At 61.3% G+C, this 16,316-nt stretch carries 15 protein-coding genes; 8 read left to right on the forward strand and 7 right to left on the reverse strand.

Annotated features, from left to right (window positions below):
- The first annotated feature begins 37 nt into the window (after nt 1-37).
- On the forward strand, nt 38-1,726 hold the full coding sequence (gene ybaL / locus HMPREF9697_RS00660) for a YbaL family putative K(+) efflux transporter (RefSeq protein ID WP_002715211.1): 1,689 nt from the start codon (nt 38-40) through the stop codon (nt 1,724-1,726).
- A 55-nt stretch (nt 1,727-1,781) separates the two neighbouring features.
- On the opposite strand, the gene HMPREF9697_RS00665 is transcribed toward ybaL, so the two are convergent.
- A complete protein-coding gene (locus HMPREF9697_RS00665; RefSeq protein WP_040307752.1) occupies nt 1,782-2,639 on the reverse strand; it encodes a hypothetical protein in 858 nt (285 codons plus the stop codon).
- 289 nt (nt 2,640-2,928) lie between these two features.
- Nucleotides 2,929-4,149, reverse strand: coding sequence for an NADP-dependent isocitrate dehydrogenase (locus HMPREF9697_RS00670; protein WP_002715213.1), 1,221 nt, complete (start codon nt 4,147-4,149; stop codon nt 2,929-2,931).
- A gap of 470 nt (nt 4,150-4,619) precedes the next feature.
- Between HMPREF9697_RS00670 and HMPREF9697_RS00680 the strand changes: the two genes are divergently transcribed.
- A complete protein-coding gene (locus HMPREF9697_RS00680) occupies nt 4,620-5,801 on the forward strand; it encodes a TrmJ/YjtD family RNA methyltransferase (RefSeq protein ID WP_040308055.1) in 1,182 nt (393 codons plus the stop codon).
- Nucleotides 5,802-5,967: 166 nt separating this feature from the next.
- Complete coding sequence (gene cynS, locus HMPREF9697_RS00685; RefSeq protein WP_002715215.1) at nt 5,968-6,456, forward strand: cyanase; 489 nt, start codon at nt 5,968-5,970, stop codon at nt 6,454-6,456.
- Between the two features lie 78 nt (nt 6,457-6,534).
- Here the strand turns inward: cynS and HMPREF9697_RS00690 are convergent, their stop codons facing one another.
- Complete coding sequence (locus tag HMPREF9697_RS00690; RefSeq protein ID WP_002715216.1) at nt 6,535-6,852, reverse strand: DUF1476 domain-containing protein; 318 nt, start codon at nt 6,850-6,852, stop codon at nt 6,535-6,537.
- Between the two features lie 293 nt (nt 6,853-7,145).
- Between HMPREF9697_RS00690 and purC the strand changes: the two genes are divergently transcribed.
- The 3 genes from purC to purQ are packed head-to-tail and all read left to right on the forward strand — an operon-like array spanning nt 7,146 to nt 8,871.
- A complete protein-coding gene (gene purC, locus HMPREF9697_RS00695; RefSeq protein WP_085947175.1) occupies nt 7,146-7,913 on the forward strand; it encodes a phosphoribosylaminoimidazolesuccinocarboxamide synthase in 768 nt (255 codons plus the stop codon).
- Nucleotides 7,914-7,919: 6 nt separating this feature from the next.
- On the forward strand, nt 7,920-8,162 hold the full coding sequence (gene purS, locus HMPREF9697_RS00700; protein ID WP_002715218.1) for a phosphoribosylformylglycinamidine synthase subunit PurS: 243 nt from the start codon (nt 7,920-7,922) through the stop codon (nt 8,160-8,162).
- A gap of 7 nt (nt 8,163-8,169) precedes the next feature.
- Nucleotides 8,170-8,871 (forward strand): phosphoribosylformylglycinamidine synthase subunit PurQ, encoded by a 702-nt coding sequence (purQ, locus tag HMPREF9697_RS00705; RefSeq protein WP_040307754.1) that lies wholly within the window; start codon nt 8,170-8,172, stop codon nt 8,869-8,871.
- Nucleotides 8,872-8,973: 102 nt separating this feature from the next.
- Here purQ and HMPREF9697_RS00710 read toward each other — a convergent pair whose 3' ends face one another.
- On the reverse strand, nt 8,974-10,323 hold the full coding sequence (locus tag HMPREF9697_RS00710; RefSeq protein WP_002715220.1) for a globin-coupled sensor protein: 1,350 nt from the start codon (nt 10,321-10,323) through the stop codon (nt 8,974-8,976).
- 302 nt (nt 10,324-10,625) lie between these two features.
- Here HMPREF9697_RS00710 and purL point away from each other — a divergent pair, with 302 nt between their 5' ends.
- The gene (gene purL, locus HMPREF9697_RS00715) at nt 10,626-12,836 is read left to right on the forward strand and encodes a phosphoribosylformylglycinamidine synthase subunit PurL (protein WP_002715221.1); all 2,211 of its coding nucleotides are present in this window, start codon (nt 10,626-10,628) and stop codon (nt 12,834-12,836) included.
- Between the two features lie 64 nt (nt 12,837-12,900).
- On the opposite strand, the gene HMPREF9697_RS00720 is transcribed toward purL, so the two are convergent.
- The 3 genes from HMPREF9697_RS00720 to HMPREF9697_RS00730 all read right to left on the reverse strand — a co-directional run bounded on the left by HMPREF9697_RS00720 (nt 12,901) and on the right by HMPREF9697_RS00730 (nt 15,922).
- Nucleotides 12,901-14,235, reverse strand: coding sequence for an MFS transporter (locus HMPREF9697_RS00720; protein WP_002715222.1), 1,335 nt, complete (start codon nt 14,233-14,235; stop codon nt 12,901-12,903).
- A gap of 156 nt (nt 14,236-14,391) precedes the next feature.
- Entirely contained in the window at nt 14,392-15,522 is a 1,131-nt protein-coding gene (locus tag HMPREF9697_RS00725) for an acyltransferase family protein (RefSeq protein ID WP_002715223.1), read from the reverse strand.
- 37 nt (nt 15,523-15,559) lie between these two features.
- Nucleotides 15,560-15,922: a DUF427 domain-containing protein gene (locus HMPREF9697_RS00730; protein WP_002715224.1), complete on the reverse strand. Its 363-nt coding sequence runs from the start codon at nt 15,920-15,922 to the stop codon at nt 15,560-15,562.
- 137 nt (nt 15,923-16,059) lie between these two features.
- Here HMPREF9697_RS00730 and HMPREF9697_RS00735 point away from each other — a divergent pair, with 137 nt between their 5' ends.
- Nucleotides 16,060-16,293, forward strand: coding sequence for a BolA family protein (locus HMPREF9697_RS00735; RefSeq protein ID WP_002715225.1), 234 nt, complete (start codon nt 16,060-16,062; stop codon nt 16,291-16,293).
- The last annotated feature ends 23 nt before the right edge of the window (nt 16,294-16,316 follow it).

Below are 16,316 nucleotides of genomic sequence, written 5' to 3' on the forward strand. Positions count from 1 at the left end.
CGCTGGTAACTTGATATCGGATGCTACAAAATACCGCATGAATCATAATACTCCTTTGATATCAACGGTCGTCGTCGGCCTTGTGCTGGCATTTGTCTTCGGTGCGCTGGTCCAGCGTGTCCGTATTTCTCCGCTCGTGGGCTATCTGCTTGCCGGCGTGGTGATGGGGCCGTTCACGCCCGGCTACGTTGCCGACCAGAATATTGCCAATGAGCTCGCCGAAATCGGCATCATTCTTCTGATGTTTGGTGTCGGGCTGCATTTCTCGCTGAAGGATTTGTGGTCGGTGCGGGCGATCGCGCTGCCCGGCGCGGTGGTGCAGATTTCGGCCGCCACGGTGATGGGCTGGGGATTGGGTTGGTTGCTCGGCTGGAGCACCGACAAGGGCATCATGTTCGGCATCGCGCTTTCGACGGCTTCGACCGTCGTGCTGTTGCGTGCGATGCAGGAGCGGCGGCTGATCGACACCGAACGTGGCCGCATCGCGGTCGGCTGGCTGATCGTCGAGGATATCGCCTGTGTGCTGACGCTGGTGATGCTGCCTCCTCTAGCAGGGATGTTAAAGGGCCATGCGGCAGGCGAGATGGATGTCGCATCGCTGGTCTGGCCGCTCGCGTTGACGCTCGGCAAGGTCGCGGCCTTCGTCGTACTGATGCTGGTGGTCGGTCGCCGCCTCATACCGGCGCTTCTGCATTACGTCGCGCATACGGGCTCGCGCGAACTATTCCGTCTTGCGGTATTCGCGATCTCACTTGGTGTGGCCTTCGGCGCGGCGATCCTGTTCGACGTTTCATTCGCGCTGGGGGCTTTCTTTGCCGGCATGATCCTGAGCGAATCCGAACTCAGCCAGCGTGCCGCGAGCGAGACGCTGCCGCTGCGCGATGCATTTGCGGTGCTGTTCTTCGTTTCCGTGGGCATGCTGTTCAATCCCTCGATCATCGTGAACGAGCCGTTGCCGCTTCTGGCGACGCTGTTCATCATCCTGTTCGGCAAATCGCTTGCGGCTTACGGCATCGTGCGGGTGTTCGGCTATTCCAGGTCGACGGCACTGACAATCTCGGCGAGTCTCGCCCAGATCGGCGAGTTCTCGTTCATCCTCGTCAGCCTCGGGGTCAGCCTGTCATTGATGACGGAGCGCGGACGTGACCTCGTACTTGCGGGATCGATCATCACCATCATGCTCAACCCGCTGTGGTTTGCGTTGCTCGACCGCATTCTGGTGGAGAAAAAGGACGCGCCCCCGTTACCGCCGGACGAGAAGCCGGCTCCGCCGCGCGTCGAACTGCCGGTTACGAGGCTTTCGAACCATGTCGTTCTGGTTGGCTATGGCCGTGTCGGTGGCGTGGTTGGCAAAGCGCTGCGGGGGGCGAACGAGCCATTTCTGGTGATCGAGGACAATCCCGGCACGATCGAGAGGTTGCGGCAGGAAGGTGTCGAAGTCATCAACGGCAACGCGGCGGCGGCGGGCGTGTTGCAGGCGGCTAATCTCGATGTTGCGCGCGGCTTGCTGGTCGCCATCCCCGATGCTTTCGAGGGTGGCCAGATCGTTGCCAAGGCGCGCGCCATCAGTACGAATCTGCCGATTATCGCGCGGGCGCATTCAGAAGAAGAGATCGCCCATCTCAAGCACCACGGGGCGAATTCGGTCATCATGGGGGAGCATGAGATCGCCAAGGCGATGATCGCGCAGATCGGCGCGGCGGAGGCGCCCTCGCTGGCGTCCTGACGCTGCCAGAACCTCATGCTTGTCGTGGGCATCCAAGACGATGCGCAGATACGCGTCAGGCCGGTCGCATGTGCCGCGCGTAAAAGGCGAGTTCGATCGAGATGAAGCGTGCGTAACTGTCACGCAGATAGGCGGTCGCGTGGGGAGTCCCTGCCTCATTGGTCGAGAAAAAACCGAGCCCGGTGCCTTCGACGATCATGTTTGAGACTTGCGTCTTCGATAGTCCGAAACGTTTGGCAATCTGCGCCCGGCTCGGTAGTGGCGTGCCATCAATATCGGACATCATCACCGCCAGCACGACAGGGATGGCACCTTCGCGCTTTCCGAAGAAGCATGTGAATTTAGGCATGCGGTCGATCAGCGGAATACCCGTCGCATGCGCGTATCCGGCAGCAGCGGCGAAACGCCGGATGAAATCCGGATCTTGCGCCAACATCTGCGCGCGTTGCATCTCCGGCTGCACTGCGTCGAGGGCGTTCACTGCATGGGGCATCCAACTCTTGACGAAATCGCACATGCGCGGGGTCGGATGGTAGGATTTCGAGCGGCGGTCAGATGGATTTCGTGATGTTTTGACGAAGCCTGCCAGTTTCAGCAGGGTGAGCGTTGTCTTCAGAGTGCGCGGGGTGAGTTCCTCCCGCTGTGCACACAGGTCGAGCAACTGGGTATAGGTAACGCCGCCGAGCGGGCCATGCCTTTCATAATAGGCAGCAAAACAAAATACATAAGCGGTCAAACGGAAGCGCGTTTCCGAAGCCATCAGCTTGTTGATGAGGCGCGGCGCCTCGCGGAACCGCGAGATCGCAACCGTGTATTCGCGAATGGCGGTGGGAAACGTCGGCGAGGTGCGCAATTGCGCGGCTTCAGCCATCAGGGAGTCGCTCAGGTCATCGTCGGCATCAGTGGGTGACATGGTGCTTTGCCGCAACGATCCTGCCCGGTCCGAATATCTGGCACGTTTTTGACCGCGCCAGATTTGCATGAACGGTTTACGTTTTTCCGGGAACGGGGGGAATTGGAAATAGGCGCGATGCTGCTGCAGGCGGTGTGTTTGGCCCTGGTCTGGTGGTCACCACCTCTGTCCTGCTTGGTTGATGTCCGCGGGCGATCTGTTCCAGGAATTTCAGCACGGAGCTTTTTCAATTACGAAAAAAGGCGCGGAGTGATCCGCGCCTTTCATTGTGTGAGCTCTATTTTGAGGCTCAGGCTGTCGCCGCCATCGCCTTGGTCAGGTTTTCCGCGACCTTGTCGAGGAAGCCGGTGGTGGAAAGCCACTTTTGGTCGGGACCGACCAGCAGCGCCAGATCCTTGGTCATGAAGCCTGACTCGACGGTGTCGACGCAGACCTTCTCCAGCGTCTTGGCGAACTTCGCCAGTTCGGCGTTGTTGTCGAGCTTGGCGCGGTGGGCGAGACCCTGCGTCCACGCGAAGATCGATGCGATCGAGTTGGTCGAGGTTTCCTTGCCCTTCTGGTGCTCACGGTAGTGGCGCGTCACGGTGCCGTGGGCGGCTTCGGCTTCCACCACCTGTCCGTCCGGCGTCAGCAACACCGAGGTCATCAGGCCGAGCGAGCCGTAACCCTGCGCCACGGTGTCGGACTGCACGTCGCCGTCGTAGTTTTTACAGGCCCAGACATAGCCACCAGACCATTTCAGCGCCGAGGCGACCATGTCGTCGATCAGACGGTGCTCGTAGGTCAGGCCCTTGGCTTCGAACTTCGATTTGAACTCGGTGTCGTAGATCTCCTGGAAGATGTCCTTGAAGCGGCCGTCATACACCTTGAGGATGGTGTTCTTGGTCGACAGGTACACCGGATAGCCGCGCGACAGGCCGTAGTTCATCGAGGCGCGGGCGAAGTCGCGGATCGAGTCGTCGAGGTTGTACATGCCCATGGCGACGCCGGCGCCGGGGGCCTTGAAGACTTCGCGCTCGATTACCGTACCGTCCTCGCCGACGAACTTCATCGTTAGCGCGCCTTTGCCGGGGAATTTGAAGTCGGTTGCGCGGTACTGGTCGCCGAAGGCGTGGCGGCCGATGATGATCGGCTTGGTCCAGCCCGGAACAAGACGCGGCACGTTCTTGCAGATGATCGGTTCGCGGAAGATGACGCCGCCGAGGATGTTGCGGATGGTGCCGTTCGGCGACTTCCACATCTCCTTGAGGCCGAACTCCTTCACGCGGGCTTCATCAGGGGTGATGGTCGCGCACTTGACGCCGACGCCGTACTTCTTGATCGCGTTGGCGGCGTCGATGGTGACCTGATCGTTGGTCTTGTCGCGGTATTCCATCCCGAGGTCGTAATATTCGAGCTTCACATCGAGGAAGGGGTTGATGAGCTTGTCCTTGATGTACTGCCAGATGATCCGGGTCATCTCGTCGCCATCGAGCTCGACAACCGGGTTCGCTACCTTGATTTTGGCCATGAGGATGCGTGCCTTTTTTTGAGGTTTTTGGAGTGTGTAACCGAGGAATGCGCGCCTCTTAGCACCCGCGGAACGGCGGCGGAAGGCAGCTCAAAGCAGCATTTGGTGAGCGGTATTCCGGCGCGATCGGCAGGCCTGCCGTGTGCTTTCGCCAAGGCGGAATCGTCGATTCAAAAGGGTTCCGTAACCCATTCCGATTACAATCGAATTTCAGTCCGGCCGAGCGCCGTTTGGCTGCGATTTTCCGCCGCACGGAGGCGTTGAATCGTTTTCTTCAGAAGTTGATTCAACTTCTTAAGCGCCTGAATCATCGCCTTCAGGCGTTGATTCGGATTGTTCGCTTTCTGAATCAAAATCTTATCGCGTTGATTCAAGACCTTCGCGGCTTGATTCAGCGCCTTCAGGGCTTGAATCGGCACCTTCGATGGTTGATGCAGGCGCTTCAGCCATTGAATCGGAAAGCGAAGACGATGTCGGGGACCGACAAGACCAAGCCGCGTACCGACCTGCCGGGCCCCGTGGTGGTGCTGGTGGAGCCGCAGCTTGGCGAGAACATCGGCATGGCCGCTCGCGCCATGGGTAATTTCGGCCTGACACGTTTACGTTTGGTGAAGCCGCGCGACGGCTGGCCGAACATGGCGGCCCAGCGGGCGGCGGCAGGTGCCGACCACATTCTGGAGCGGGTGGAGTTGTTCGAGACGGTCGAGGCGGCCGTGGCCGATTGCGCGCTGCTGTTTGCGACCACCGCCCGCGCGCACGATCAGGCCAAGCCTGTGGTCGCTCCGGATGCTGCAGCCCGCGAGATCGTGGACGAGACGGCGCGCGGCGCCACAGCTGGTATTCTGTTCGGCCGGGAGCGTTCAGGTCTGACCAATGAAGAGGTTGCACTCGCCAATCGGATTGTGACTTTCCCGGTCAATCCGGGGTTCGCCTCGCTCAATCTGGCGCAGGCGGTGCTCTTGATGGGCTATGAGTGGTTCAAGCTGGCGTCTGGTGGTCAGATACCGTTTTCGATGCCGGAGCGTTCCGAGCCAGCGTCCCAGCATCAGATGCACGCGTTTTTCGACAATCTGGTCGCGGAACTCGACAAGGTCGAGTTCCTGCGCCCAGCCGAGAAGCGAGACGTCATGCTGGTCAATTTACGTAATATTTTCAGTCGGATGGAGCCAAGCAAACAGGATATGCACACCCTCCACGGCGTGGTGATGGCGATTGCCGAGGGGCGCAAGGGGCCGGCCAAGGGTGGGGTGCTCGATGGGACCCAGGCTGCGCAGCTGCGAGCGCTGTTGGCGGAACAGGGCTCCCCGGCAACCGAGGGCAGATCGGGTTCCGTGCGGGGGCTGGCGCGGCTGCTGCGCCGGAACCCCACGGATGCAGAGCGCATCCTCTGGCAGGCATTGACCAAGGACCGCCGCTTCGCCGCGCAGTTCAAGCGGCAGACGCCGGTCGGTCGTCACATCCCCGATTTCGTCTCGTTTCCGCGGCGGATGGCGATCGAGATCGTCCATCCGAAGGAAAGCGAGGCTGTCGCCCACGAACGCGCCGTACGGGCCGCCTGGCTCGCTGAGCGCGGCTATCGTGTAGTTTCGCTGCAGGCGGCTGATATCGAGCGTGATCTGGAAGCGGAATTGAGGCGTCTGGAAGAAGTCTGATCCGGCGTTGGGTCTGCGCTGCGTTCAGTGCCCAATTTCGCGGCGGGTCAGCGCAGGCATTGGGCATAATAATTCGTTTGGCGCGTGAATTCGTATCTTTTGGCGCGAAAAGCGGCTGGCACGACCGTTGCTCCTCTTGAGGCATCTGCAATGCTCAGGAGGCCTCATGAAACGACCCGATCTCACCGAGAAGCTGCTCGACATCAAGCGCGAGAACGGCTGGAGCTGGAAACATATCTGCGCCGAGATCGGCGGCCATTCCGAAGTGCTGATCGTGGGCGCTATCCTCGGACAGATGAAGCTGACCAAGCCGCAGGCTGCAGCCGCGGCAAAACTGTTCGGCCTCTCCAAAGTCGAACAGGCGCTTCTCAACGAAGTGCCGATGCGCGGGGAGGGCCTGACGATGCCGCCGACCGACCCGCTGATCTATCGCTTCTACGAACTGGTGATGATCAACGGCCCGGCATGGAAGGCGCTGATCGAGGAGGAGTTCGGTGACGGCATCATGTCGGCGATCGATTTCGACATGACCATGCAGCGCGTCGCCGATCCGAAGGGCGACCGCGTCAGTATCGGCATGACGGGCAAGTTCCTGCCGTATAAATATTACGGCGCTACCGGCAACCACGCTCCGCTGGGTTACAAGGAGGAGTGAGTAGTCGTAGGCGCGATTCCGAGAGGCCCGCGCCTTGGCGCGAGCCTCGAAGATGACGAAAGCTAGGAAGCGGCGAAATTATTGGCCGGCCTTCACCTGGGCGACGGCGGGGGCCAGCAATTCGTCCATTTTCACGCGAATCTGCTGTTCGGAGACGCCTTTGTCGGCGAGGTCGCGGGCGACCTTGCCCAGCACGTCGCTGTCGCCGGAGACCTCGAAATCGGCCGCCACGACGTCCTTGGCATAGGACGTGGCGGCATCGCCGGTCAGACCGAGCTTTTCGGCGGCCCACAATCCGAGCAGCTTGTTTCGCCGCGCGATCGCCTTGAATCTTTGTTCCTCGTCGACGGCAAACTTCTTTTCAAAGCCTTCCTCGCGCTTATCGAAACTCGACATATATCTGACCTGCCAGTTGAATCCCGGAATTGGGAGCCTGTTTTAAATATCGCCGGCGGGGGTGGTTCCCGCAACGTCCCGAAAGGTCGCAGGAGGCCGATAAGAAGCTGGTAAAACCCCCGAAAATAGCCGGGGTTGCGTTGTAACAAGGGGAGTGATCGGCTAGGTTGCCCATGAGTCCAGTTCGCGGTTTGTTTTCGTGGATCAAGGACTTCGCGGCAGCTCCGCCGTGCGTCGCGTAGAGTTTCGGAGCATCCCGATCCATGGATTTCAACAACACTCGGTACATCCCAATGAGCCGTCGGCGTCGCATCTATGAAGGCAAGGGCAAGGTTCTTTATGAAGGACCGGAGCCTGGCACCCTGATCCAGCATTTCAAGGATGACGCGACCGCGTTCAATGCCAAGAAACACCAGATCATCGAGGGCAAGGGTGTCCTCAACAACCGGATCTCGGAATATATTTTCCAGCATCTGAACGACATCGGTGTGCCGACGCACTTCATCAAGCGGCTCAACATGCGTGAGCAGTTGATCCGAGAGGTCGAGATCGTGCCGCTCGAGGTTGTGGTGCGCAATGTCGCTGCAGGCTCGCTTTCGCAGCGCCTCGGCATCGAGGAAGGCACACAGCTTCCGCGCTCGATCATCGAGTTCTATTACAAGAACGACCAGCTCGGCGATCCGATGGTGTCCGAAGAGCACATCACCGCGTTCGGTTGGGCGACGCCGCAGGAGATCGACGACATCATGGCGCTCGCCATCCGCGTCAACGATTTCCTTTCCGGAGTTTTCCTTGGCGTCGGCATCCGTCTCGTCGACTTCAAGATGGAATGCGGCCGCCTCTATGAAAACGAGATGATGCGCATCGTCGTTGCCGACGAAATCTCGCCGGACTCGTGCCGGCTATGGGACATCAAGTCGAACGAGAAGATGGACAAGGATCGCTTCCGCCGCGATCTCGGTGGCCTGCTCGAGGCCTATACCGAAGTCGCCAAGCGTCTCGGTATTCTGATCGACAACGAGCGTCCGGCAGGCTCCGGCCCGGTGCTGGTGAAAAGCTGACCAGCCATGAAAGCACGCGTTACGGTTACGCTGAAGAACGGCATTCTTGATCCGCAGGGCAAAGCCATCGAGGGTGCGCTGAAATCGCTCGGCGTCGATGGCATCGCCAGCGTACGTCAGGGCAAGGTGTTCGATATCGAGGTTGAAAGCGGCGACAAGGCCAAGGCCGAAGCCGCGCTCAAGGCCGCTGCCGACAAGCTGCTCGCCAATACGGTGATCGAGAACTATCGCGTCGAGGTTCTGGGCTAAGCGACCGATGAAATCAGCCGTTCTCGTATTCCCCGGCATCAATCGCGAGCGCGACATGGCGCGCACATTGAAGCTCGTGTCCGGCACTGAGCCGACCATGGTCTGGCATGCCGAGACCGAATTGCCGAAGGGCACCGATCTCGTCGTTATTCCTGGCGGCTTCTCTTATGGCGATTATCTGCGTTGCGGAGCCATTGCGGCACGCTCGCCGGTGATGGATGCGGTACGGGCTTATGCGGCGAAGGGCGGCCTCGTGCTCGGCGTCTGCAACGGTTTCCAGATCCTGTGCGAGAGCGGCCTGTTGCCCGGCATCCTGATGCGCAACGCGCGGCTGCAATTCGTCTGCCGCGACGTGCATCTGCGCGTGGAGCGTTCCGATACGCCGTTCACACGCGGCTATAATGCGGGGCAGGTGATCCGGGTGCCGGTGGCGCATGGTGAAGGCAACTATGCTGCCGATGCCGAGACGCTGAAGCGCCTCGAAGGCGATAGCCGCGTGCTCTATCGCTACTGCTCGACCGATGGCGACGTCGGCGACCTGCATAATTTCAACGGCGCGGCCGCTTCCATCGCCGGTATTGTCAACGAGAAGGGCAACGTGCTTGGCATGATGCCGCATCCCGAGAACCACGTCGAAGACGTGATGGGTTGCACTGACGGCCGCGGCTTGTTCGCTGGCCTCGCCGCGCATCTGGACCGCGCGGCGTAAGCGGATTCTGCGCCACCCGCTTGGACATCAATAGCCGGAAGCAAAATGCCCGCGACAGGCGCGGGCATTTAAACCGGTTGAGCCGCGTTGTCGGCCGATGCTTTACGCCGAACGCAGCATAGCGAGGAAGCCGCTGACATCGTTGCGCAGCCGGACGCTTTCCTCCGTCAGCGCCTGCGCCGAGGCGTGAACGCCGCTCGCAGCCGATCCGGTGTCCTCGGCGCCCTTGCTGACCTTCTCGATATTGGCCGCCGCATCGGACGACGCTTCCGCCGCGAGATGGATGTTGCGGGCGATCTCGCGCGTGGCGGCTTCCTGCTGATCAACGGCCTCGAAGATCGCGCTGGCAATTGCCGAGATATGCGTGATGGTTTCGCCGATCCCGGTGATCGCGGCGACGGTCTCGCCTGTGGTCGCCTGCATGCCGGTGATCTGCGCGCCGATTTCATCGGTCGCCTTGGCGGTCTGCGCCGCCAGTGCCTTGACCTCCTGCGCCACCACGGCAAAACCCTTGCCGGCTTCTCCCGCACGCGCGGCCTCGATGGTGGCGTTGAGCGCGAGCAGGTTGGTCTGTGCGGCGATTGCGTTGATGATCTTGATGACGTCGCCAATCCGGCTTGCGGATTCGTTCAGGCCCGCCACCTGGTTGTTGGCAGTCTCGGCCTGGCTGACCGCATCTTTGGCCACTTTCAGCGATTCCTGTACCTGACGCGAGATTTCGGTGACGGAGGAGCCCATTTCTTCGGTGCCTGCCGCGACCGACTGGACGTTGGCAGAAGCCTGATTGGATGTCGTCGCTACCACCTGCGTTTGGGCCTGAGCTGCGCTCGCGGCGCCCTTGAGCGTATCCGCGGCGGTACGCAGATCTTCGGCCATGGTTCCGACGCGGCCGACGATCTGGGCGATGGTCTGCTCGAATTGCGTGGCAAGGCGCTCCAGCGCTTCGTGCTTTTCGCGCTTTCCGGCGTCGAGATAGACCGATATGGCGAAATCCATATCGAGCATCGCCGCACTAACGACGGCATCGATCATCGCCGCTTTCCGCGCCGTCTGGCTTTTACCACCGAAGCGGGCTGTGATGGTGGTTTCTATGTGGGCGATCAGGCCGCTGATGATGCGCTTGTAGCCTGCGATGTACCAGCGCGGCTCCAGACCGAGACGATGGTGTGTCTCGCCGATCCGCGTCACCGATCGCACATATTCCGCGTCGAATTTCGCGGCGAGGATCACGTCCCAGTGCGCGATCTGTGCGGCCTTGGCGTGCGCCACGATTGCTGGAGTTGGAAGCAGCGTGCGCATTTCCGCGAAGGTCGTGATCGATTTGTAGAAGCCGTCGAGAATGCCGGGCAGGGCGGTCACGATGGAGGGACGGATTTCAGCAAGGAGGGAGCGGGCGCGGTCGTCGAGGCCACTGAACGCGAGGCGAGTGGCGAGAGAGTCGTGAGATGTCATGATCTGGTGAGTACCTGCCGCGCCCGAATTTGGTATCCCCTCCGGCAGCGCAGGGTCCGGAGAGCGAAAAGTGCTTCGCCAGGGGGACTCGATCGAGGCATGCCGCTGACATACCTACACTATTGCGCTATGGTTAATGGTCCCTAAATTGAGTTCCAACGGTGGCCGAAGGGTGGCTGCCAAGGCTCTGTCGAACTGTCCCCAGTTTTGACCCAGGGGGTACGACCGGGCCGCGGAAAGCCCTTCCCGCGCCATGCCGTTCTCCGTAAACAAGGGCATCTTTAGCCCCGCGAGTGCATGATTTGATCTCCAACGAGCCTGCCATCACGCCCGAACTGATCGCCTCCCACGGCCTCAAGCCGGACGAGTACGAGCGCATCCTCAAGCTGATCGGACGCACGCCGACCTTCACCGAACTCGGCATCTTCTCGGCGATGTGGAACGAGCACTGCTCGTACAAATCGTCGCGCATCCATCTGCGCGGCCTGCCGACGAAGGCGCCGTGGGTGATCCAGGGGCCGGGCGAGAACGCCGGCGTGATCGACATCGGTGACGGGCTCGCCGTGGTGTTCAAGATGGAGAGCCACAACCATCCGAGCTATATCGAGCCGTATCAGGGCGCGACCACCGGCGTCGGCGGCATTCTGCGCGACGTGTTCACCATGGGCGCGCGCCCGATCGCCTGCCTCAATGCGCTGTCGTTCGGCGCGCCCGAACATCCCAAGACGCGGCACCTGGTGTCCGGCGTGGTCGCGGGGGTCGGCGGTTATGGCAATTCGTTCGGCGTACCGACCGTGGGCGGGCAGGTGCGCTTCCACACCCGTTATGACGGCAATAACCTCGTCAATGCGATGGCGGTGGGTCTCGCCGAGACCGACAAGATTTTCTATGCGGCGGCGTCTGGCGTGAACATGCCGATCGTCTATCTCGGCTCCAAGACCGGACGCGACGGCATCCATGGTGCGACCATGGCGTCCGCCGAGTTCGATGACGACAGCGACGAGAAGCGCCCGACCGTGCAGGTCGGTGACCCGTTCGCCGAAAAGCTGCTGCTGGAAGCCTGCCTTGAGATCATGGAAGCCGGTTGTGTGATCGCGATCCAGGACATGGGCGCGGCGGGCCTCACATGCTCTGCGGTCGAAATGGGCGCGAAGGGCGATCTCGGCGTCGATCTCGATCTCGATGCGGTGCCGACGCGCGAGACCGGCATGAGCGCCTACGAGATGATGCTCTCGGAGTCGCAAGAGCGCATGCTCATGGTGCTCAAGCCCGAGAAGGAAAAGGAAGCCGAGGCGATCTTCAAGAAGTGGGGCCTCGACTTCGCTATTGTCGGTTACACCACGCCGACACAGCGTTTCGTCGTCAAGCACGGCGGCGACGTGATGGCTGATCTGCCGATCAAGGAACTGGAGTCGGAAGCGCCGCTCTATGACCGGCCGCATGTGCCGTCGCCGCAACTGCCGATCATTCACGCCCGCGACGTGAAGGCGCCGATGCCGGTGACGGACGCGCTGGTGAAGCTGATTGCGACGCCGGAATTGTGTTCGAAGCGTTGGGTATGGGAGCAGTACGATCACGTGATCGGCGGCAACACTGTGCAGCGACCGGGCGGCGACGCAGCCGTCGTGCGCGTGCTCGAAGGGCCGAAGGCGCTTGCGCTGACCGTCGATGTGACGCCGCGCTATTGCGAAGCCGATCCAGTCGAGGGTGGCAAGCAAGCGGTGGCGGAAGCCTGGCGCAACATCACGGCGGTCGGTGGTAAGCCGCTCGCCATCACCGATAACCTCAATTTCGGCAATCCCGAGCGAGCCGAGATCATGGGGCAATTCGTCGGCTGTCTGAACGGCATCGCGCAGGCCTGCGTGGCGCTCGACTTCCCGATCGTGTCCGGCAACGTCTCGCTCTACAACGAGACCAACGGCCGCGGCATTCTGCCGACGCCTTCCATCGGCGGCGTCGGACTGCTCGATGATTTCCAGAAGTCCGCGACGCTCGCGTTCAAGGCTGAGGGCGAAGCAATCCTGTTGATCGGTGACACGCAGGGCTGGCTCGGCCAGTCGGTCTATCTGCGCGACATCTGCGGCCGAGAGGAAGGCGCGCCGCCGCCGGTCGATCTCGCCGCCGAGAAGCGCAACGGTGACGTGGTGCGCGGCATGATCAAGAGCGGCACCGCGACCGCCGTGCATGACATCTCCGACGGCGGACTTCTGGTTGCGCTCGCGGAAATGGCGATGGCGAGCGGCATCGGCGCGAGGCTCGATGCGCCGCCGGCCGAGACCGTGCCGCATGCGTGGTGGTTCGGCGAGGATCAGGCGCGCTACATCGTGACCGTACCGGTCGATCATCTGCTGACTGTGATGAGCAAGCTCAAGGCGGTCGGCGTGCCTTGCGTCGAGATCGGTAAGACCGGCGGCAATGCGCTCGCCATCGAGGGCGAGAAGCCCGTTGCGATCGCAACGCTCAAGGAAGGCTTCGAGAATTGGCTGCCCGACTACATGGCGGGGCGCGGCTAATTTTAGCCGCGTCTGGTTCCGCCCTGCGCCAGATCACGCCGTGACATGACACTCTGCACGTGAGTCACGCCGTGACGTGATACTCTTCGCTGATATCCTTGCCTGTGTAGTCCGTCATCATGGCCGTTGCGACGAGGCTCACCACGGCGCAGCACGCGATGTAGATCGCGATCACATAAGGCGTCTGGTATCTGCCATACAGCCACGTCGCGATCAGGGGAGCCGGGCCGCCCGCGATGACCGATGCAAGCTGATAGCCGAGAGACGCACCGCTATAGCGCAACCGGCCGGTGAAGCTCTCAGCGATCAGGGCAGCCTGGGGGCCGTACATCATGTCGTGCGGGATCAGCGACAGCACGATCGCGAGGAAGATGATCCACTCCACGCCCGTGTTGACCATGCCGAAGTAGATGAATCCGAACACGCCGACTACCACCGCACCGATCATGTACATCGCCTTCCGTCCGATGACATCGGAGAGATAGCCAAAGAACGGAATCGAGAAGAAGGACACGACCGAGGCTACGAGAATAGCCGTCAGCAGGAAGTCTCGCGACACGTGCAACGAACCTGTGCCGTAGGCAAAAATGAATGCCGTGAAGATGTAGAAGGGCGCTTGCTCAGCCATTCGTGCAAATGCCGATAGCAGGATCTCCTTAGGCTGGCGTTTGATGACTTCGAGGATAGGGGTGCGTTCGATGCGTTGCTGGGCGACCAGTTTCGTAAAGACAGGCGTTTCCAGAATGCCGAGGCGGATATAGAGGCCGATGGCGACAAGGATCAGGCTCAGGACAAACGGAATGCGCCAGCCCCAGGCGAGAAACTGCTCGCCGGACATCTGGCTGAAAGCCAGAACCGCAAGATTGGCCAGGAAAAGTCCGGAGGGAACGCCGAACTGTGGCCAGGAGGCGATGAAGCCGCGCGACTTGTTTGTGCGGGCCCATTCCATCGATAGCAGAACCGATCCGCCCCATTCGCCGCCAACGCCGACCCCCTGAATGAAGCGCAGGACGGTCAGAATGACCGCGCCCCAGATGCCGATGCTTGCGTAGGTCGGGACGAGCGCGACCGCAAAGGTCGCGAGACCCATTAACATCAATGTTGCGATCAGCGTTGATTTGCGACCGATACGATCGCCATAGTGGCCGAAAATCGCAGCGCCGATGGGCCGGGCGATAAAGCCGACGGCATAGATTGCGAAGGCCTCCAGCGTGCCGACCCACGGATCGGAATGCGGGAAGAATAGCTTGGCGAATACGAGGCCGGTAACGATGCTGTAGAGGAAGAAGTCGTACCATTCGATGGCCGTGCCGATGGTGGACGCGATGATGGCGCGGCGCAGCTGCACCTGATGTTCGGCAGCTGAAAGCGGGGTAGGGATAACGTTAGTGGAGGACATGACATTTCTCCTTCAACGAGGAGTCGCGACGTGAGGTCTGTGCCAGTCGCGATATATTTTGTGAAGGAACTCGGAGCCGGAGGGGCAGGTTCCAGACGACAGGATGCCCGCGGCATTAAATTTCGGTGAGGGAGACGGTGTTCTTCGCCGTCGCCGTCACAAGACCCGTTTTGCGCCCGGCAAGCTGCGCAGGACCAGCGTCGCGAGCCAGCTCGCACCGAGCCCGAAGGCGAATGACAGGCCTGCTTTGCTGAAAGCAGACAGGTCCCTGCCGAACAGCCAGTGCTGTATCCACAGCACCGGCAAATAGTGGATGAGGAAAATGCCGTAGGCGGCCGGCTGCATGGCATCGAGCAGCGGCGCGCGTGATTGCTCCGAACGCATGAACCAGGCGAGCACAGCGAACGTCATCGCTGCGCTGAACAGCGGGAACGCGAACGCATAAGCGACCTCCCACCATTGCGGCAGCATGTTGGGATCGGGAAGGATGCCACGCCGGTAATAAACGAGCGCCACGATCGTGCCGTAGGCGGCGAGCGCCGCCAACGCCCAGCGGCCCCATTGCCGCGCCAGTGCGTTGCCTCGGCCGAGCAACCCGCGCTCGGGATCGGCGTAGCCGATGCCAGCACCAAAAAGAAAGCAGCCGGCATAGAGCAGGGTGCGACTCGCCTGAACCGATAGCGGCCCGAATTCGAACCATTTGGTGGCGCCGAAATGAAGCCGCATCGGCACGTAAGCCAGCGTCGTGACCACGGCGAAGGCGATGAAGTACACCAATGGCCGCGAATATCCGGCACGTGACAGCCGATTGATGGGGGCGGGAAAGTCAGGTGCTATCCGGTAGACCAACGCGGCCAACACGTCGAACGCCAGCAGCACCCAGATGAACCACACCGGGCCGCTCGGCCATGGCCCCACCGTGACCGTCTTCCACCAGAAGGCCCCAAGGCCGAGAGGATCGGGGCGGTGCAATTCCAGCGCGTAATAGGCGAGCGGCATCAGCAGCAGGGCCGCTACGGCGAATGGCAATGCCAGCCGCAACACCCGATCGTCCAGAAACTGCCAGGTCGATTTGCGGCGCAGGCTTGGCCACACGAACAGGCCGGACAGGAAGAAGAACGACGCCATGAAGAAACTGTCATTGGCGAGCACGATGCCGTCGAAGCCGAGCCATGTCGGCGCATCGGCATGTCCGTAGTACGTGTAGGGGATGATCGCGTGATGAATGACGACGAGCACCGTCAGGGCAGTGCGGGCGCGATCGAGGGCGACATTTCGTCCGGACATGGTCCCCGATAGCAGCGCCGGAAGTTCCCGGCAATTCTCAGGCGGGCAATTCTTCGATTTTGACCCGATCGGGATAGAACGCCAGATGGCCTGCGATTTCCTTCACCGCGTCATAGGGCGCCTCGTAGCTCCAGACTGCGTTGTCGAGCGCCGCGCCATCGGCATGGATGGTGAAATAACTGGCGTCGCCCTTGTAGGGACAATGGGTCTGCCGGTCGGTGGCGGACAAAAGCGTCATATCGGCATCGGCTCGGGGCACGTATTGGACCGCCGGATAAGAGGCCTCCCGAAGGACGAGAGCCCTCACCGTCTCGGCGACGACCTTGCCGCCGGCGGTGACACGCACACGCCGGGGATTCGGAGCGATGGTGATGGGGTGGTCCGGGCCCGGGATTTTCATGTGGCACTCTCCTGTGGGTGCTGGCGATATAGGTGCGATTGCGACGTTTGCCCGCGTGACCTCGTGGCTTGTCGGGGTTAGAATCGGGCATATCTGCTATGACAACAGCCTGCGGGCTGAAAACAGGAGACCCTGGAATGCCTATGGACGCGCGGGACATCGAAACCATGATCAAGGCGGCGATTCCCGATGCCACAGTTACAATCCGCGACCTCGCTGGGGACGGTGACCATTACGCTGCGACCGTGATTTCGGAATCATTCCGCGGCAAGTCTCGCGTGCAGCAGCACCAGATCGTCTATCAGTCGCTGAAGGGCCAGATGGGCGGCGTACTGCATGCGCTTGCGTTGCAAACCGGCGTGCCCGAGTAACACGCTGACAGCGGGGGCGCGGG

It is taken from the genome of Afipia felis ATCC 53690 (genome assembly GCF_000314735.2).
Taxonomy (GTDB): domain Bacteria; phylum Pseudomonadota; class Alphaproteobacteria; order Rhizobiales; family Xanthobacteraceae; genus Afipia; species Afipia felis.